This is a genomic window from Lederbergia panacisoli, from assembly GCF_024626525.1.
Lineage (GTDB): Bacteria > Bacillota > Bacilli > Bacillales > Bacillaceae_C > Lederbergia > Lederbergia panacisoli.
In genome coordinates this window covers 77,833-97,198 of sequence record NZ_JANJGU010000011.1, presented here as the reverse complement: position 1 = coordinate 97,198, position 19,366 = coordinate 77,833, and the positions used below count along the sequence as shown (strand labels likewise).

The 19,366-nt window shown below is 35.4% G+C and carries 21 protein-coding genes; 5 read left to right on the top strand and 16 right to left on the bottom strand.

Annotated elements, in window-relative coordinates:
- Positions 1-194: 194 nt before the first annotated feature.
- Together NQ185_RS14665 and NQ185_RS14660 are read right to left on the bottom strand one after the other, a co-directional pair.
- Positions 195-1,367 (bottom strand): MFS transporter, encoded by a 1,173-nt coding sequence (locus tag NQ185_RS14665; protein ID WP_257582700.1) that lies wholly within the window; start codon positions 1,365-1,367, stop codon positions 195-197.
- A 5-nt stretch (positions 1,368-1,372) separates the two neighbouring features.
- A complete protein-coding gene (locus tag NQ185_RS14660; protein WP_257582699.1) occupies positions 1,373-1,909 on the bottom strand; it encodes a PadR family transcriptional regulator in 537 nt (178 codons plus the stop codon).
- 227 nt (positions 1,910-2,136) lie between these two features.
- Between NQ185_RS14660 and NQ185_RS20370 the strand changes: the two genes are divergently transcribed.
- A complete protein-coding gene (locus NQ185_RS20370) occupies positions 2,137-2,262 on the top strand; it encodes a DUF6199 family natural product biosynthesis protein (protein ID WP_506323685.1) in 126 nt (41 codons plus the stop codon).
- Positions 2,263-2,352: 90 nt separating this feature from the next.
- Positions 2,353-2,871 (top strand): methylated-DNA--[protein]-cysteine S-methyltransferase, encoded by a 519-nt coding sequence (locus tag NQ185_RS14655; protein WP_257582698.1) that lies wholly within the window; start codon positions 2,353-2,355, stop codon positions 2,869-2,871.
- A 187-nt stretch (positions 2,872-3,058) separates the two neighbouring features.
- On the opposite strand, the gene NQ185_RS14650 is transcribed toward NQ185_RS14655, so the two are convergent.
- The 9 genes from NQ185_RS14650 to NQ185_RS14610 all read right to left on the bottom strand — a co-directional run bounded on the left by NQ185_RS14650 (position 3,059) and on the right by NQ185_RS14610 (position 11,346).
- Entirely contained in the window at positions 3,059-3,436 is a 378-nt protein-coding gene (locus tag NQ185_RS14650) for an rRNA methyltransferase (RefSeq protein ID WP_257582697.1), read from the bottom strand.
- A 19-nt stretch (positions 3,437-3,455) separates the two neighbouring features.
- The gene (locus tag NQ185_RS14645) at positions 3,456-4,241 is read right to left on the bottom strand and encodes an LAGLIDADG family homing endonuclease (protein WP_257582696.1); all 786 of its coding nucleotides are present in this window, start codon (positions 4,239-4,241) and stop codon (positions 3,456-3,458) included.
- Positions 4,242-4,405: 164 nt separating this feature from the next.
- Positions 4,406-5,215 (bottom strand): pyrroline-5-carboxylate reductase, encoded by an 810-nt coding sequence (gene proC, locus NQ185_RS14640; protein ID WP_257582695.1) that lies wholly within the window; start codon positions 5,213-5,215, stop codon positions 4,406-4,408.
- A 131-nt stretch (positions 5,216-5,346) separates the two neighbouring features.
- On the bottom strand, positions 5,347-5,751 hold the full coding sequence (locus NQ185_RS14635; RefSeq protein ID WP_257582694.1) for a DUF4830 domain-containing protein: 405 nt from the start codon (positions 5,749-5,751) through the stop codon (positions 5,347-5,349).
- A gap of 111 nt (positions 5,752-5,862) precedes the next feature.
- Complete coding sequence (locus NQ185_RS14630; RefSeq protein ID WP_257582693.1) at positions 5,863-6,603, bottom strand: DUF6199 family natural product biosynthesis protein; 741 nt, start codon at positions 6,601-6,603, stop codon at positions 5,863-5,865.
- A 269-nt stretch (positions 6,604-6,872) separates the two neighbouring features.
- Entirely contained in the window at positions 6,873-8,036 is a 1,164-nt protein-coding gene (locus NQ185_RS14625; protein WP_257582692.1) for a hypothetical protein, read from the bottom strand.
- Between the two features lie 21 nt (positions 8,037-8,057).
- Positions 8,058-9,302: an acyltransferase domain-containing protein gene (locus NQ185_RS14620; protein ID WP_257582691.1), complete on the bottom strand. Its 1,245-nt coding sequence runs from the start codon at positions 9,300-9,302 to the stop codon at positions 8,058-8,060.
- 338 nt (positions 9,303-9,640) lie between these two features.
- On the bottom strand, positions 9,641-10,333 hold the full coding sequence (locus NQ185_RS14615) for an N-acetyltransferase (RefSeq protein WP_257582690.1): 693 nt from the start codon (positions 10,331-10,333) through the stop codon (positions 9,641-9,643).
- 29 nt (positions 10,334-10,362) lie between these two features.
- Positions 10,363-11,346, bottom strand: a complete 984-nt coding sequence (locus NQ185_RS14610; RefSeq protein WP_257582689.1) for a glycosyltransferase family 4 protein — start codon at positions 11,344-11,346, stop codon at positions 10,363-10,365.
- Between the two features lie 143 nt (positions 11,347-11,489).
- Here NQ185_RS14610 and NQ185_RS14605 point away from each other — a divergent pair, with 143 nt between their 5' ends.
- Positions 11,490-12,518 (top strand): DUF4855 domain-containing protein, encoded by a 1,029-nt coding sequence (locus NQ185_RS14605; protein WP_257582688.1) that lies wholly within the window; start codon positions 11,490-11,492, stop codon positions 12,516-12,518.
- Positions 12,519-12,594: 76 nt separating this feature from the next.
- Here NQ185_RS14605 and NQ185_RS14600 read toward each other — a convergent pair whose 3' ends face one another.
- From NQ185_RS14600 to NQ185_RS14585, 4 genes are read right to left on the bottom strand one after another with little or no spacing between them, the layout of a single operon-like run.
- Positions 12,595-13,539, bottom strand: coding sequence for a glycosyltransferase family protein (locus NQ185_RS14600; RefSeq protein ID WP_257582687.1), 945 nt, complete (start codon positions 13,537-13,539; stop codon positions 12,595-12,597).
- A 13-nt stretch (positions 13,540-13,552) separates the two neighbouring features.
- Positions 13,553-14,524, bottom strand: a complete 972-nt coding sequence (locus NQ185_RS14595) for an NAD-dependent epimerase/dehydratase family protein (RefSeq protein WP_257582686.1) — start codon at positions 14,522-14,524, stop codon at positions 13,553-13,555.
- A gap of 3 nt (positions 14,525-14,527) precedes the next feature.
- Entirely contained in the window at positions 14,528-15,607 is a 1,080-nt protein-coding gene (locus NQ185_RS14590) for a Gfo/Idh/MocA family protein (protein ID WP_257582684.1), read from the bottom strand.
- Positions 15,608-16,711 carry a DegT/DnrJ/EryC1/StrS family aminotransferase gene (locus NQ185_RS14585; protein ID WP_257582682.1) on the bottom strand — a complete coding sequence of 368 codons (1,104 nt, stop codon included), beginning with the start codon at positions 16,709-16,711 and terminating at the stop codon, positions 15,608-15,610.
- Positions 16,712-17,010: 299 nt separating this feature from the next.
- Here NQ185_RS14585 and NQ185_RS14580 point away from each other — a divergent pair, with 299 nt between their 5' ends.
- On the top strand, positions 17,011-18,315 hold the full coding sequence (locus NQ185_RS14580) for a nucleotide sugar dehydrogenase (RefSeq protein WP_257582681.1): 1,305 nt from the start codon (positions 17,011-17,013) through the stop codon (positions 18,313-18,315).
- A gap of 140 nt (positions 18,316-18,455) precedes the next feature.
- Positions 18,456-18,671 carry a ribosome rescue factor BrfA gene (brfA, locus tag NQ185_RS14575; RefSeq protein ID WP_257582679.1) on the top strand — a complete coding sequence of 72 codons (216 nt, stop codon included), beginning with the start codon at positions 18,456-18,458 and terminating at the stop codon, positions 18,669-18,671.
- 26 nt (positions 18,672-18,697) lie between these two features.
- On the opposite strand, the gene lepB is transcribed toward brfA, so the two are convergent.
- Entirely contained in the window at positions 18,698-19,243 is a 546-nt protein-coding gene (gene lepB / locus NQ185_RS14570; RefSeq protein WP_257582678.1) for a signal peptidase I, read from the bottom strand.
- Positions 19,244-19,366 lie beyond the last annotated feature (123 nt).

Here is a 19,366-nt window from a genome sequence, read left to right as displayed (position 1 = left end):
CCTTTAGGTAAACATGAAGGTCCAATCCTATTCTGAAAAACGCCGAGTAAAGGCACCATAAATAAAACAGAAATCTCTCCGTTTTAAAAATGCCTTCATTCGATTGTTTTCAATCAATAGGATTAGTTCCACATGTAATACATTCACCCTTCCGTTTTTAATTAATTTTACTATATGTCAAAGGAATCTAACTGTCAATTCATTGTCGCGTATTTTTTTGACCTAAATGTATACATCTGATACAAAAAAAGCGCGACGATAGATAAAACAATACCAGATATGTATGGTAGACCGATTGCAATTGAAAAGAGCCAACCGCCTAACGGGGGACCTACGATTCTTCCTAAAGAATCAAAGGAAGATAATAAGCCGGTTGCACTGCCGTGACCGGATGTCGACTTTTTCGTTAACAATGCCGAAACACTAGGACGAATCACGCCATTCCCAATGCCAAAAATAGATAAGAAAATCGCTGCCGACGTAAAGCTGTCAACAAGTAAAATAAGGCCAAATCCAATAGTGGATATAACAATTCCTAATTGGATAACGAATCCTTCCCCATATTTTTTAGTCATTTTCCCAACTAATCCACCTTGAACGATTGCTCCTGCAAGCCCCATAATCATAAACAAATAGCCTAAAGTCACAGTACCTAAACCAGCTTTTTTGGCAGCATAATAAGCAAATGTTGCTTCTAAACCAGAGAGTGAAAGTGAAATAAACAATTGTAAAATAAACAATATAGATAACGGACCATTAAAAGTTTGCCATATTGAGATTTTTTCTGTATTTGCTTGGCTTCCACCTTTCTTTGTTAACGATTCTTGCAGAAGGAAACCAACAAGGAAAAAAGTAATCAAAGAAGATGCCCCCGCTATAAAGAAAGGCATATTTAAATTAATTTTTGAAAAAATACCTCCAATGGCAGGGCCAAACACAAATCCAAGCCCAACCGCTGCTCCAATGATGCCCATTCCTTTTCCACGATCTTCAGGGGTTGTAATATCAGCAACATAAGCCATCACTGTAGGCATATTTGCAGAAGATAAAAATCCCCCAATGATTCTCGCAGCAAAAAGCATCCAAAGTTGAGAAGAGAGCCCCATTAAGAAAAAAGAAACAGACAGTCCGAATATCCCAATCATGATAACGGGTTTACGGCCAATCTTATCAGAAATTCTTCCCCACATCGGAGCAAAAATCAGCTGCATAAGCGAATAGACGGCCATTAAATATCCTAATTGTGTAGGAGTAGCTCCAATATTTTCCGCGTAGAAGGGGAGTACTGGTATAATAATCCCAAAGCCGACCATGACTAAAAACATGACGGCGAATAATATTGGCAAGGCTTTTTTAGTTTCGGACATGGAACTCACTCCGTTTCTTGGTGAATAGTATGGTTATTTAATTGTTGAATGGTTTCTGTAATAAAAGATAATTCGGCTTCAAGCATTCTTTTTTTATGATTCATGGCAATGGTAACGCCGCTGCTGCATTCGTGAATAGAAAGATGTGTGATTGTGTTGTATATTTCTCTTAACATTTCATGTTTTTTTTGCAAAAATTCGATTGACTTATCCAATGGCAGTTGATCAAGGAACATAAAACCGATATCGCCTTCGTAAAAAATGTTTTCAGCAGCAGAAAGATTTATTTCAAGTAAATGATAAAACTGTTTTCGACCAGACTCATTAATAGAATAAACTTTCCTGGGCGGACGATTTCCATCATATTCAACAGAAACATCAATCAACCCTTCCTTGCTTAATTTATCTAATAAAGAGTAAGCCGTTGCTTTCTTCATGTTTGAGATAAATGTGAGATTTTTTTCAACGAAATCATGAATCTGGTACCCATGTTGACTATCCGACATAAGCAACCCGAGAAGAAGTAATGATCGATGATCCATGGCAGCCTCCTTATCAGCTAATTATTACCGAGTAAGTAAATTATAATTATTATGTAATTGAATAGTCAAGTTCTGACTAAGTGGTAATGAATTGACCAGTAATCTATATTTTAGACAAAATGGAAAAATGAATCTTTTAAAACAATACATACGTATATTTATAAAACTTAAATGGGGGATATACAAATGGAGGAGGGTGCACAATTAGTTATATTGGGCACATTTTTTTGCTAGGTCGTGCTTTTATGTGGTCGAAGCCTTCAATAATATGGAAAATCACTAAGAGTTGGAAATCATACGACGCTACTGAACCTTCAGATTTCTTTAACCCGCTTCGCAGCCATTATATTTGATCTTGGTGGACCAATTGGAATGGTTACTGGAATTATTATTTCTATTTTATAATGAATTTCGTGTTAAAATCGTCAATGAGGTGATTGAATATGGACCACAATAATAAACCAACACTATATTGGTCATTGCTAGAAAAAGATAATTGGAAATTGTATATCGCTGCGACATCAAAAGGGATATGTTATATCGGTCCGATTAATGAATCTTTTGATGAATTGTCCAAATGGTCCAAAAAGCATTTTCCAGAAAGTCTTTTGAATGAGGATAATATCAAGCTTGAAGAATATAAGGTAGAAATTGTTGAATATTTGGAAGGGAATCGAAAGAATTTTACTTTTCCCACTGATTTAAAGGGCACGGAATTTCAAAAAAAGGTTTGGAATGCACTATGTGAAATTCCATACGGTGAGACGAAATCTTATTCCGACGTAGCAAACGCTATAAACAAACCAACAGCTGTTCGTGCAGTAGGATCAGCAATAGGAGCAAATCCAATTTTAATGTCCGTGCCTTGTCATCGTGTAATCGGAAAAAATGGATCATTGACTGGGTTTCGGGGCGGATTGGAGATGAAAACGAGGCTGTTGGATTTAGAAAGACAGAGATAGATTGTAGATTGTATAAAATAATTCAGGCATTTGGATTTAAATAAATCAAATGCCTGAATTATTTATGGATGGAAATTCATTTTCTGTCTCAATATTAGTAGTATACTTTTGATATGAAACAGATTTGAACTTTTCATAATAGCTTCCGATAATATATATTATGGAGACGGCGTTCTGTGAAATATTATTATTTCCGAACCACCCTATTTTTATAGTCAGTATTTTTTATTGTATTCATATCTATAAAGTCGATGCTATATTCAATCACATCATTAATAAATAGTTTGTGGTTCTTAGCAAACTTTTTTACAGCTTCCAACAAATCTTTATTATAAGTTGTTTTGTATTGAATTCTGTCTTTAGGTCTTGTTTCTTTGTTAAAAATAATAGTGCCTGTAGACAAAACATTCTCAAGTCCATTTTCTAGAAGATAATTAATGTGTGTATCATTTTGAGCAGCCATAACTTTCAATTGTTCTAAAATGTTTTTGCTTATGTTTGTGCGGAATTCTATTCTTGAATCATCAGTTGTATGAACTAATCTACCATTAACTAATTTCCACATAAATAATCAACTCCCAATTTTATCGTTTTGAATGTAGATTCATATACTTTTTCTTATATACAATATAATTTTCATCTGCAGCATCATTATAAATGATATTTGCTAGTTTAGGAAGTTCATATTTTCCTTTTACCCAAACACGATAAATAGGTTTTTTTGTAAGTGTTATTTGAGATGTGATTTCTGTCCGTAAGTTCCAAGATTGAAAAACAGAATAAAGTCCATTGGCAAATGCAATACTTGCTGTAGTTACATTCATAACATATCCTTCCTTACTTACCCAACCATCTCCATCAATAACCCCTCTTATAAAAGAAGGTAAATATTGCTGTGGTACAGAAGGAAATTTTATAGTTAAAGATTTATTTGAATGAACCCCAAGCTTCTCTATATCTGTTTTTAATGTTTTGGAATTGATAATTAATGAAGGAGTTGTTCTAGTGCCCTTTGGAGAAGCAATGACTAAATCGGCATTCATAGCATTTGCTACTTTTTTGAGTATATCTATATCGTTCTGGGCAAGGGAAATACTATGAATGTGTTTATTCACACTCCCATCTGTAATAAACAGCCCCAAAATCCAAGCCATCTCATGAGACCAAACCTTAAAGAAATCTTCATTAACTTTATGTTTCCGTGGCTGCCCTGATGATTGTTCACGATTCATTTTGATTCCATGTTTATACATGACATTCCGGATTGCTCTTTCTGAAATTCCTATAATTGGTACCATTTCCTTATAAGGCATGCCATCTTTATACATTTGAATAATCATTTCATCAGTGATCCCAAGTTTCCTTGCCATTTCCCCTTCCCCCTATTATGTATTCTTATCTCTATTATACGAACATTTGTTTGTGTAAGCAAGATATAATGGTAAAATGTCATAATTATATTTTTATTAGCATATTTTCATAGTTCTTAGTTTTTCTACCTTATACAGAATCGTAACTGCCTTCTCTTCTATTATTATTTGTCATCTAATCCTTTACTTTTCCGAGTGCATGCTTTCATTGCATTCAAGATCGATGATCTGAAATTACTTTCTTCCAATGCAGCAACAGCTCGAATAGTTGATCCTCCTGGTGTGCATACATCATCCTTTAAACTTCCTGGATGGTTCTCCGTTTCAAGCACCATTTTCGCCGCCCCGAGTACAGCTTGGGCAGCCAATTTGTACGCTTGCTTTCTCGGAATTCCATCTCTGACCCCTCCATCAGCTAATGCTTCTATAAACATATACACATAGGCTGGAGAAGAGCCGCTAATAGCGGGCACAGCATCCATTAGTTCTTCTTTCATAAGTTCAGTTTTTCCGAATGAATTCAAGATTTCCACAACATCCGCCAAATCTATTTCAGTGATTAATTCATTTATGGAAATGACTGTCATTCCTTCTCTAACTAATGAAGGTGTATTTGGCATCGTCCGTACTATTTTAACGGGCTTGCCGAAAGCAGACTCCACCGTTTGAATAGAAATACCTGCTGCAATTATTATAATAACAGCCTCTTTTTTTACATCATATTTAATTTCTTCGATGACTTTCGCATAACTTGAAGGATCTACTGCTAAGAATAAGATGTCTGCAAATTCGGCAATCTCTTTATTGTTTAGCGTTCCTTGAACATGTAGTTTTTCCTTAACTATTTGTAACGAATTTTCTGAGCTTGTACTTACCTTTATTGAATCAGCCGGTACAACACCCGCTGTAATCATCCCTGAAACCATCGCCTGTCCCATTTTTCCGCAACCGATAAATCCTATTTGTTTATTCAAGTAAAACACATCCCGTTAAATATACTTTTCTATCTCAGTTTATCAGTTCTCCATTGGAAACAAAAACAACTCTGATGGAATTTTGCACCAAAGCTTCGTGATTTAGCTGATACTAAACTATACACAAACTTTTATTGTTTAATCATTTGTTCACTTATTAGACGTTCTTTATCGTCCAAATTAAATCTACCGGGTGTCCAACTTGGAAGAATTCCATAACCTCCAATAATCTCTTCTTCTGCTTCGTATACTATTGCTTTCAAACGTTTTCCTTCAATATCTTTTTCTTTTAGCTCATAGGAATATTGTGTAACCTCTTCTCCTAAATACTCACTCAAAAATGTAAGACCACTCGCTTCATAATTACTAAGCATTTCATTAGGAATATCAATGATAAAGGTTTCAACTTCTATAAATTCTTTAATTCTCCACCCTTTGTTGGATAGAAATACTTTGTGTTTCTCATTAATATATTCTTGACTACAAGCAGATACAAATAATATTCCTACAAGTATCAATAACATTCTTATCTTCATAACAACACCTCACGTATTAATAGTGGTATTGAATTTCAATATTGTTTTAAAGGATTCATCTTTTAGAACGAATCTGTCCGATACTAAAAAAGCGATTGCACGTATTTGAAATTATAATATTGCGATGATCAATAATATTAATCCAATTACTGGTAAAACATACCACGAAATTCTCTGAGTAAGAATGTAAAAATCATGTGGCTCTGGATCTTTGACTTCCAATATGTTTTTAAGTTTAAAGAAAAATAACGGAAACTTGTAATCTATCGCTGTAAGCAAAAAGCTAAACAAGGCTAAAATCAGAAAAGCAATTTCCCCTCGAAATGTTTCATTTGAAAACATGGCTAAATCCGCTATCGTTTTTAGAGGCACTTTATACGCTTCTGTATAAGGTGTTTCTCCATTTACTAAAACTAAAGTTTCACTCATAACTGGATTGCCAATTTCATCAAATAAAAATGGACTATTTTTTAAATATTCACCTTTGAAAATGATATTACCATTCGTATCTTTTATATGAATACCTTTATCCCAATGAATAGCATCTTTAAAAGTAACCGTATATTGTCTATGAATATCATTTGGCAACTCAAATACCACTTCCACACTACTTTGTGTATTCTTTACCCCTTTAATTACAATTTGATAGTCATCGTTCCAGGTGCTACCAATATAATGTGTTTCGGAAGTTAATTCTTTCTTTTTTAAAAATATATTTTCAGTTCCAAAATAGACGCCATAAGTGAAAAATGTTTTAAAATAGAAAACTGCTATTCCAATTATTAAAATGGATAACAAAATCTTTAAAAACATACTTTCTGAAACTATTTTTTTTATTTTTTTTAATGTCACAAAGCCACCCCTTTACCTTTCCGAATGAACGAACTACTATTCTACATGTATTACGGATAAAAGCTTTTGCTGTTTCACTTTCACATCATTTTGGTTTAAAAACACTTTCTTTTTAACAAATTGCTGCTTTAGTTCAATAAGCAAAAGGGCTTTACTCCTTCTTAAGGTAAAGTCTCCGTTAGTACAAAAACGTTAACAAAAATAAGCGATAATCCTTCTTGGACTACCGCACAAATTAGCACAACAACTTATTATTAAATCACTTCTATTCAATTTCCTTCCAATGACCAGTTAATGTACGCTGAATTTGTGTCGTTTTTCCTTTTGACTACTAAGGTTTTATATTCTTTAGTAGATAGTTGGCCATTTTCAACTAACTCAATTTCCTTTGACGCGGAAACGATACGGACATTGTTTTTTACCTTGATTGTAAAATAATTTAGCAAGCCGGGCGGCTTCGATTTTAAACCGGAAAGTTTTGAAAAATCAAGATAGCAACCAGACGAATCTGCTTTAAACGATACTTCTGAATGATAAACCACTTGACTAAATCCTTCTGCCGTGTTGGCAGCTAGCATCGTGTCGAATTGATTTTGATGCGGTTCTAACAATTTAACCCAACGGCTCACCACTTCTCCATTCCGTTCAGGGTCGGAATGGAGCAAATTTGGCCAGTGCATGCCGCAAATCGGGCCGGTTATTTTACCGCTTACTTCAGGCTCGATCACGTCCCAAAAAATTAGGTCCGCTCCGCGATTTACCGCTATTAAGGGTCCGTCAAATCCAAAGAGTTCCGATTCTGGCTGCTTCGACCTAGGCATTCCTTCAAACGGAAGGGAATGATACTTCACTCCGAATTGCTCCAGAATAAATGCAAGCCCTTTTTCCCCTGCACCGTAGTGGTGTTGATGTGCGGTAGCTACGAATGATTCTGGAAAAGGTCCGAGATCGTTTTCTTCAAGTATTTCAGCGAATGCCTCCAAGTGTGCTATTACACTTTCTCTTGGCCTCATGTTTCCGTGTACATCATGCCATTCCGCCCTCTCCATAACGCCCCCGTTACCCCAATATTCATGACCGATACCGTGCAAGCCCACTTCAATAAAACGGTTCTCGTTTCTAATGATAGCTGCCGCCTCTTTTAACAGTGGTGAAGATTTCCATGGATTTCTCCATTTTTCACCCAAATATGTTGCGTCAGGCAGTGCTCTTAGACGGTCTGTCAAGTCCCACTCACTTAAAATGAAGGAAGCCTGAGGACGCATGCCTAGCTGTTTGCCCAGTTCGGCGATCGCTACATAATCCAATGGATGATGGTCCCGATTTATGCCTGTTCTCCACGGCCCGTTCTCACTAACGCTAGAACGGCCTGTCCACCATCCTGCATCATCTATTACAACTTGTATTGCAAGAGGAATACTTATCAAATTCATGCAACTAGCTCCTTCCATATTCTATTCACATGCTTCTAGTAACGATTGAACTTCTCCTTGATTTTTTTGGTAATACGTTGGACCACTATAAAGATCGTCAAATAACAGGAATCCTGCCGCAGAACGCATCTGTTTACCTGACAAGACCTGACTTTTGATTGCACGCTGCAATGAAGTTTCTTCCGGTAAAGTCTGCAAATCTTCCGGTTTGGATACAAATACAGTTTGAAATACTGAATCATCATCAAAAAGTTCGTACAAATAATAATCACGCTGAAACTTCACTAAATTGGAATCCTCAGGTAAAATTTCCTGTAAAAGCGGGTCAAACATCCAGGTGTGACAAATAAAACCCTTGAACTGCTGTTCAGGAAACAGCTTGGAGTATATTGCTATTGCGCTTCGATACGATTCAACCAGTTGGTTATATTCTAATTTATCTCCGCGTGGAATATGGACATCCAGCATGGTATCACCATGTATTAACACTGCTTCCCATTCTGCTAATGATATTGTTACAGTTTTCTGCAGAACCTTACCGAGTGGAGTTATAGGGCACCCTTTAACGAAATCTGCATTATCAGTCAATCGCCTTTCACTTTTTAATGCAATCACTTTTCTAGTATTTAAGTGACGGTAAACACTGAAACGTTGATCATATTTTTTAGGCATGAACTGCAGGCGGCCAATGCGGAAGAGCCTGCCCTGAAAATGATTTAATAACCAACCGAGAAGAAAATTTTCGATTCCCCATACACCTGTTCGTTTTCTCGATTCTTCCATAATGATTCCGATATCGGATAAGGTATCAAAAAGGATAGATTCCGGTATGCCACGCATCTTATAGTTTTCTATTAAACTTGGAAGATTGGAAACTGCAACTATCAACGGAAACATCTGTACTACAGGACCCATTGCCACCTCTGGTAAAGGCCAATTCTCTACGTCATAGGCATCGGCAGAACTATTTTCTTCATAAAGCAGGCATTTCCAAAGCCATACGAGAGTGATCAAATCCTCCCTTCCTCTAATAAGCTCCAAAGCATGATAAAAAGCAGCAGATTTCTCTTCATTTAACTTGAAATATCGATTTGCCTCTGTAAAATATTCATTTCTTAAAAAATACAATTGCTGATTACCATTATATAAAGCTATTGCTTTTTCCCAATTTTTACCCCACATTTCCGGAGGATTTTGAATATGTAGTAAGCTCATCAGCTCATGAAAGCTTTGTATAAGTCGAGTGTTTTTTCGATTTTGTTGCAATATGACATCAACACCTTAATTTCTTTATTTACGGCAAGGCTAAGCTTGATTAAATTTCATTTAGTATTTAGACTATAAGTTCCATATTACAACTTAATTTTAAACTAGCTGCTCCAAAAAGAAAACCCTGAAAATAAGAATATACGGATGAGTCAGAATTATTAGTATTAAAACCAGGAAAGGGTTTCCAAAAGTTACCATTTAATACACTATCCTGTCTAATAATTTAACAAAAAGGTGCAATCCCCTTTTCTACTATTATTAGCAAAAGAAAAATGTGACCCTCATTTGAAGATCACATCACGTTTTATCATAATTTACAATAGTCCATCAATATTTTATTTAACTATTCTTCCCGGATTTCCAACAATCGTTTTATGTGCAGGGACGTCTTTAGTAATAACACTTCCGGCTCCTACAATAGCATTCTCCCCAATAGTGATCGCTGGTAGCAAGGTGGCGTTGTTGCCAATTTTTGCACCTCTTTTAATAATTGGACCTTGATGCTTGAAATTGCCCTTCCCCATATACTTATCATTAGAGGTAGAACAGCATGGACCAAAAAATACTTCGTCTTCAATTATCATATCCGCAGTGATATAGCACCCGGTTTGGATGGTCACGCGTTTCCCAATGTTTGTATTTGTTTCCACTATTGCGTTTCTACCAATAATTGTATCTTCGCCAATTGTTACTTTTTCACGAACACTTGCCAAGTCGCCAATAAAAACTCCACTCTCAAGGTTAACACCACGATAAATAACACTATTGCAACCAACGATAGCATGGTCTCCTATAATAAGACACTCAAGATCTTTCAAGGGTTTGCGGTTCATTTTTTTATTGGAGGACGGTGATTTACCGAGAATAGTAAGCTCTCCAATTTGGGCGTGATTTCCAATTTTCGTATCCTTTTTAATAACTACATGATGCCCAATCGTCACATAATCACCAATAATAACATTTTCTTCAATTACTACATTTTTTCCAATGGAGACGCCTTCTCCTATTTTCGCTGATGGATCTATCATACTTAGCGCTCCTTTTCTTTTTTAATCCTTTATAGTTTCCGATAAATCTTTACAAGCTCATCTGTCACGCGTTTGGCAGAATGATATTTTTCAACATACCTTCTCCCTGCTCTCCCTAGTTCATGACGCCGTTTAGGATTTTGTACAAGTTCTAAAAGAACATCAGCAATAGTTTCTGGCGTTGCTTGAACAATTGGAAGATCTTTTGGGAATTTTTCACGCACATCATCCCTAATAAAAGCAACAACCGGTTTACCCATTGCCATTGCTTCCACACTAAACATTCCATACGTTCCACATAGTAATTGATCAACAATGATATCAGCTTTCATATACTCTGCGACGGCTTTCTCGTGGCTCATTTTTTCTATAATTTTATACGTAAACTTACCCTTGTTTTGAATTTTTCTAATTGCCCTTTCAACATAAAATGATCCTTTAAATTTGCGGTTTGTTGGAGCGTGAACAATAAGGGGGTTATTATTCGTTACAGGCGGATAAGACACTCTAAAATCCTTTACATTACAAGCAAGAGGTATTACGAAAACATTTTTATAATAATCTTTTACATAATGATAGGCCTCATAATCTTGAACAATAGCGGTATCAATATACTTAGAAATAGTAGTAAGTTGTTGGTGAAGTTCCTTATCTGTATAGTAGGTTGGCTCAAGCGGATAAGGGTTTAGCTTTTTAACCATTTTAACGGTGCGCACATCACTACCCCAATGCTGCATCACCATTTTCTTGCCCTTCTCTTTAAGTATGGGGAGGTCTTTGAAATTTAGAAGAAACGTATTAGCATTGTGGAATTGAAAAATATCTGTATTATTTAGTAGGAAATCAAGTTCTTTTATTAGTTCCCATGCATCCGTATTTACTATATCTCCTTTATAGCTTAAGTAAGTATGGAACCAATTATATCCGGAAACATTATGCCCCTTTTTTCTAAGTTCATTACATAATATACCCATCTGCCCGGCTATTTCTGTCGGGGCATGCACAATTTTCATGTCAACCTCTCCTTTCGATTTAGTATATTCTCGAAAGGACAAATCGGTTATATCTAGCTTCAGAATTGAATAAATAGCTGACACACAGGAACACTATTAAGTCATATTCTGTATAATAGGACTTTAAAAAGGTGGGATCATGTTTGCCAATAAAAAACTATATGACGGCGGAAGAGCTCGGCGTACAAAATCATATATGCCTACTTCCTTGTGGAGATCAATCAGAAAGCGGAATTTCGAAATGGTCAGTAATAGACTTAAAACCTTATCAATATTATCTCTTTAATAATTTAGCCTTTGATACGATGTTTAAGGGCTTGATTTTCCATCCTATCATTGGAAGAATAAATCGTTTTCTTCACCCTATGTATGCGAATATTGGCTTATTAGCGGAAAAAGAGGATTGGGAATTAGCATTAAATAGACTATTTTATAAAAAATATAATTTTGATGCTGCAGCAATTAATACGGAAAAAGGAGAGAAAACGGATATATGGGTCACCCTCCCATACCCTACTCCTAATCAAACTAATTTCGGAAAAATGAAGGGTAGGAGTATAAACTTTAAAATTGAATCAAATCGAATTGAAGCAGTAAAATGGTGGATTCTTGAGTTTTTAGAAAAATGGAGAAAAGCTGAACACTTACATGAAAAGTTATCCTTCAGAGGATTTGTATGGCCACGAGTATCTATAGATAGTAGAGATGAAGAACTGGTTAAAAATATAAATAATTTTATTCATAAGGAAAACTTTCTCGCCTTATGGCTGCAGCAGTATGGCTCAGCTGGGTGTGTGGAGTGGAAAAAGTTTGGTTTTGATGCTGCCTGCACTCATCCTAATTATTATGGAGATAAGGTCCTAAATATAAGCTGGATTACGAACTCAACGATATTTGCTAAGTATTACCATACAGGTATGCAAATTATTTTTGGAAAAGGTGTTCTTTTTAAAGAAAATCACTTGATTGATTATTTAAATAGTGGTATATACAAAAAATATATGAATGATAGCTTGCTTGTTTATCAATTTCCCAATCAAACTTTGCAAGAAATCTATGATAATCACCCTAGAGATTATGATTATCTGTATTCTTTTATAAAAAAGAGCTATAAGCCAATTTATCCTACAGCTGCGTTTCCAGCGAATCGTAATTCTACAATCGTATGGTAGTATCCCTTCCGCTTTATCCTTAGAAAAATAGAGGCTAGTTCAAAAAATTTGAACTAGCTTTTTACTCCTTTTGCTCTTATAGGTTTAAATAAATATCAAGCAGCTGATTGACAACGACATTATGGGAATGAATTTTTTCTACATATTCACGTCCCTTAATTCCTAATTTCTTACGCTGTATTGGGTTGTCTAGCAACGCTTTTACCTGATTATACAAATTATCTGGACTGCTATTAACAATAGGCAATTCAGCGGGGAAGCAAGAAACAAGGTCAGGCCGAATATAGGCTATCACTGGTTTTCCAAGTGCCATGGATTCGACACTTAGCAATCCGTAGGAACCGCATAAAACCTGGTCAATAATGATATCTGCATCCTTGTAGATGTTTATAACTTCATCATGACTCATTTTCTCAATTCTTCTATATTCAAAGTCATATTCCTGCTTTAAATTTTCTAACGTCTTCTCAATATAATAAGTTCCTTTAAAATCAGGATTTGTTGGGGCGTGCAGAATGAGTGGCTTTTCTTTTAATACAGATGGATAATTAGCATGAAAATATTGTAGATCAATAGCAATTGGTAATACATGTACCTTTTCATAATAATTCTTAACATAATCATATACTTCGTAATCTTGAACAATAGCTTCCTTAATATAAGCTGTTATTTTCGTTAACTTATCATGAATGGTCTCATTCGGTGGTGAATCTTCGGTATAAACATAGGGGTTATTTTTTCTTGCTTGATCATGAAACCTAACATCATTTCCCCAGTGATGCATAATCATTTTTTTATTTCTTCTTTTAAGTTCATTCAAGTCGCTAAAATCTGAGCTGAGAGTCGTGCCATAATGAAAATGGTACAGGTCAAATGAATCAAGAATTTCTTGATAGCTTTCCTCAAGTGTCTCATGATCGAGATTTATTAAATGATCTTTATAACCTAAATAAGAATGAAAGGTGTTGTAACCACGAGAGTAGTGTCCTTTATTAATAAGGGCACTACTCAAAATCCCCATTTGACCTGCTATCTCAGTTGTTCCGTGGAATATCCTGATGGGACTCATCTCCTTTTAGCCAAGAGTAAGTTTTCTTTATCCCCTCTTCTAAAGAATGACGAGGCTTCCAGTCAAGTTCTATCTTAATTTTCTCAGCATTAATACATCTCCGCTCCACTACATCCACTTTTCGCTTCGGCTCAAAACTAAGTGGAAGATTCATGTCACTGCTAGCTTTTTTTATTTCCTCTGCCAGGTCTAGAATGCTTGTTTCCACTCCAGTTCCAACATTATAGACTTGCCCAATTGCTTTTTCGCAAGTTGCTGCTAGTATAATAGCATCCATAGCATCCTCGACAAATGTGAAATCTCTCGTCTGACTGCCATCACCAAAAATGATCATAGGTTTATCATTTTGAGCGGATTCAAAAAACTTAGCAACTACACCGCAATAGGGGTTTGAGGAAAGTTGACCGGGACCATAAACATTTGAAAATCTGAGGATATTGACTGGAAATTGGAACATCTTATGATAAACATGACAATAATGCTCCATCGAGAATTTACTAGCTGCATATGGAAGATTGATATTATAATATGATTCTGGTGTAGGTAAAATAGAGACCTGACCGTATATTGAGGTGGTAGAAGCATATACAAATCTCTTTAGTTCTGAACAGCATTCACGGGCCTTTTGAAGGAGCAAGTAGCCTCCATATAAATTTGTTTCAAAATCACTTTCTATATTTTCAACTGATAAAATAAGATTTTTACAGGCAAAATGAAAAATATAATCTACCTTTGGTAATATTTCTTCTAATATCTTTACGTTAGTGATGCTTTCTTTATAAAATGTGATGTTGTCAGTATCTGGAATTGCATCCTTGTTTCCGGTAGATAAATCATCAATTATATAAATATGGTCACATACAGGAATCAGCCTCTTAACTAGCTGTGAACCTAAAAATCCTGCTCCGCCTGTAACCACTACTTTTCCTAAATTCATCGATTAATTTCCTTCCTTTCTGTTCATATCAGATGTTGAAAATATTTCTAAAGGACAGTTCACAACCTCGGATTTAATTGCTGATTGATAAAGGGCAAAAATAAGTTCAAGTGCTTTTTTTCCTTCTTTTCCGTCTACTAGGACGTACTTATTATCGGAATTAACGGCTTCAATAAAATTCTCATACATGTAAATTTCCTCATTTTTATCATTAATGAGATCATTTAATTCATCTTTATTTACTTCCTCACCATCAATAAACCAGCGGGAAATGTTATTAAGGGATGGGCCTTCTATACAAATGGTTCCTTTTTCCCCGAAGATGGATAAGGAGTATCCCATGTTATTTGGCTGGGTAACGATGTTTGCCTCAACAATTCCCTTCGCTTGATTACGGAAGTTGATTACTCCTACAGCGACATCCTCAGTTTCCTTTAAAGGAGATAATTGCTGCAATGTCTCCCCATACACTGTCTCAACATCACCTAAAAACCACTGTAGTAGGTCAATAACATGAATCCCTTGGTTGATCAGCATTCCACCATCGCTTTCCCATTTTCCTCTCCATGAAGCCGATGAGTAATAAGCTGGGGAACGATTGATGCGAATTGAACAAGCACCTAAAAATAGTCTTCCAAGTTTCCCATCATCAATGTTTTTCTTAATTCTTTGCATTATTGGCATAAAGCGAAGTTGATGACAGATCATAAGCTGCTTCTTTTGTTTTTGTGCTTGATGAATTAACTCGTTTGCTTCTTTTATAGATAATGCCATTGGCTTCTCTAAAACAACATGTTTAGTTGCTAAGATTGCAGCTCTTGCCATCTGAAAGTGAAGGCCTGAGAATGATGCTATGATTACCGCATCAATTTGATCATCTTCAAGCATTTTTTTATAATTTTTAAAGAATTTTATAGGATATTCCTCACCTAAGATAGTTTGATAATACTTCTTCGCTTCTTCCATTCTCCCATCATTAAGATCGCTCACTGCAGTTAATTGAGCTCCATTACAGGACGCGAGGGCCAATAGATGTTTATTGGATATATATCCACAGCCTATCAAGCCAAATCGTACGACCATCTATGTACCCCTCATTTCACTTAAAATAGCTATAATTCTATCTTGTTCACTTTCTGATATAAACGGATCCATAGGAATTGCAAATAACTTTTCTGATAACAATTCAGAGATTGGAAAATCTCCTTTTTTATAATTGAATGACCTGTATACTTCTTGAAGATGTAAACAACGTGGATAATAAATACCAGTTTGAATTGTTGCGTTTGTTAGAGCCTCCATTATTTCCTCACGATAATCAGATTCAATGCAATACAGGTGAAAAATATGTGTTCGATCGCTAGCTTCACTCGGGAGTTTTAAATAAGGAACGTCCTTTAGGTATTGTCTATATCGGTTAGCAATCTTTCTTCTATTCCCATTCCATTGATCTATTCTTGTAAGATTAACAAGCAGAATGGCTGCGTGAATTTCATCCAACCGACTGTTATACCCTATTCTATCGTGATAGTATTTTTTAGTTGTGCCGTGGGTGCGAAGCTTTCTAATTTTATTTGCAACTTCAGCATCTGAAGTGGTTATGATTCCACCGTCGCCAAGGGTTCCTAAATTCTTCGTAGGAAAAAAAGAAAAGCAAGCTGCATCTCCTAAACTTCCTACCCATCGCTCTTTATAAGTAGCTCCAAAGGCTTGACATGCGTCTTCAATGACTAATAGTCTATGTTTTTTGGCAATCTCATTAATTTCATCCATATCTGCGGGCTGTCCGAATAAATGAACTGGAATAATCGCTTTAGTAGATGGGGTTATTCTATTTTCAACTTCTAATGGATTTAGGTTGAAGGTTATTGGATCTACATCAGCAAAGACAGGAATGGCTCCAACACGTGAGATTGCTTCTGCTGTTGCAAAGAAGGTAAATGGTGTTGTAATAACTTCATCCCCCTTCCCCACTCCAAAAGCTTCTAGAGTAAGAATTAGTGCATCGGTTCCATTTGCAACCGCGATTGCTTCTTGAACACCCAATTTTCTCGCAATTTTGTCCTCGAGTTCTTTCACTTTTGGTCCTAAAATATAGTCGCCGTTATCAACAACATCGTTAATCGCTTGAAGTATCTCATCTTTAACACTTTGAAACTGACGTTTTAAATTTACTAAATTAATCATCATCCACTCCCTTTCCCTATATCAATAAGTGCCTTAGGTAAATTCTTTTATAAAACATTTTTGGATGCCTTCTTGATATAGTCATTAGATAATTCATATAATCTATGACAAATATATCAGCATAGTAACGGCTGAAAACCAGTCCCCATGCTAATTTTTCTTTAAAACTACTATGTATAGGGATAAAGTTTCTAGTTCCTCGACACATATTTTATAAAATATGATGTTTGTCCATTACCAATATTATTAAGATACATAATTTAGAAAGTATTAATTAATAATTGAGACGGGGGAGATGAATGAATACCATTGATTCAAACATCTTGAGAAATAAAATAGCTGTTATAGGTTTGGGATTTGTGGGACTTCCATTGTCTATCATGCTTGCTGAAAAAGAATTTCATGTAATTGGAGTAGATATGGATGAGAGTAAAGTACGTAAACTTCAACACTCAATAAGTTATGTTGGAGACGTTGAGAATAATAGATTAAATGAAGTTATAGGTAGTGGAAAATTCGAGGCAACTACTAATATTGATGTGATAAAGGATGTTGGCACCATCATTATTTGTGTGCCAACGCCCCTTACAAAAATGAAAACACCGGATTTACGTTATATAATAAAGGCGGGGGAAGAAATTCAACAAAGGCTTAAAAAAGGGCATCTTGTTGTTCTAGAAAGTTCAACTTTCCCAGGTACTACGACGGAAGTCTTTTTGCCAATTCTTGAAAAAAGTGGTTTACGAGTAGGTAAGGATTTTTACCTAGCTAATTCTCCTGAAAGGGTGGATCCGGGTAATCATCAATATGGAGTAGCAGAAATACCTAAGGTAATTGGCGGACAAACAGATAAGTGTAAACAAGAGGCCATGTCTCTTTACAGCAATATTTATAATGAGGTAATACCAGTTTCCTCAACAGAAGCAGCTGAATTTACTAAGCTCCTTGAGAATACATTTCGTTTCATTAATATTTCATTTATTAATGAAATAGCAATTCTTTGCAATCATCTAAAGGTTGATATATGGGAAGTCATTGGCGCTGCGAGTACAAAACCTTATGGATTTATGACATTTTATCCAGGTCCGGGTATTGGGGGGCACTGCATTCCAGTTGATCCTTTTTACCTTCAATGGAAACTTCAACAATTAGGTACAAATAGCGAATTTATTGCTTTATCGGAATTAGTGAACCAAAAAATAATTGATTACATTATTAATCAAACAGAAGAGATTCTGAAGCCAAACAAAAAGCTTTCCTCGGCAAAAGTTCTAATATATGGTGTGACCTATAAAAAGGATGTTGCAGATACTCGTGACTCTTCAGCACTTGATATAATTGAAAAGCTTAGCCAAAAAGGCGCTTCAGTCTTATATCATGACCCATATATTCCCTCGTTAAATATCGCAAATAAATTATATATGAACACTGATATAACAGAAGATTTACTACGGGAAGTTGATTGTGTGATTATATTAACTGACCATTCGGCTATTCCTCTTAATAAAATATTAAATCATGCCCCAATTATTTTTGATACGAGAAATGTAACAAAAGGACATTTGGGAAATGCCGTTGTAAGACGTTTAGGAGATGGGTTTTAACTATAAGTGAAAAACAAAACTTTTCAATTCAATTTTGCGAAAGGTTTTGTTTTCTTGCCTGAATTCACTTCCGTATATATGGCAAAATAACTATTTTACTTATATAATTATTTATAATTAAACTATAAGGAGTGATTGACTTGGCATCTTCCAAGGCAAAAAAACAAAGACAAAAAATAGCTCGTGAAGGACGAAGAAATCCAGCAGACAACAGAAGCCCCTTCGCTTTCACTGATATGAGAACGAGAAGAACAAAAACGAAAAAAGACCAACTTTATACAATAAAACATAAAAACCATGATTCCCAAAATGGAAATGATGGTTTTTATGTTTTATTGGGAAACGGATTTGTTTAAATACGGTTGAAAAAGTTTTTTACGAATTATTTTGGTATACCTATTTTCTGCAATGGATAAAATCGAAATTTTGCTTCTCCAATAACCGAATCGGCAGACACAAATCCAAATGATCGACTATCATTACTATATAGACGGTTATCTCCCATAACAAAATAAAATCCCTTTGGCACGCTTGATTTCCCAGTAATTTCTTTTAACGTAAAATCCCAAGTGAGTTTACTTAATGGAGCATCTTTTTTATTTTCTAATAAGTATGGTTCCTTGATTTCTTTGCCATTGACATACAGTACATCATCTAACACTTCTATACTATCCCCTGGTAGACCAATTACTCTCTTAATATAATGCTTATCTGCATCAGGCGCATTAAACACAATCACATCGAATCGTTCAATTTTAGTCGTCTTACTTACTACAATCCTATCGTGTTCATGAAAGGTAGGTGACATTGATTCGCCAAAAACCGTCGTAGGTGTGAAAAAAAAGTGCCTACACATAAAAGCGATAATGAAAGCTAATGCAATTGATTTTATCCAAGAAAACATTTCTTTTTTTGTACTTTCTTTCATGGCTTTCCCCCGAACATTTATTTATATACTTATCGTACTCTATGTTACGGGTCATTAACAAGCTTAGTTTATAACCCTGTCTATAATATTTTCTAAGTGATTTGCAGGTAAAAAAGAGGAAAT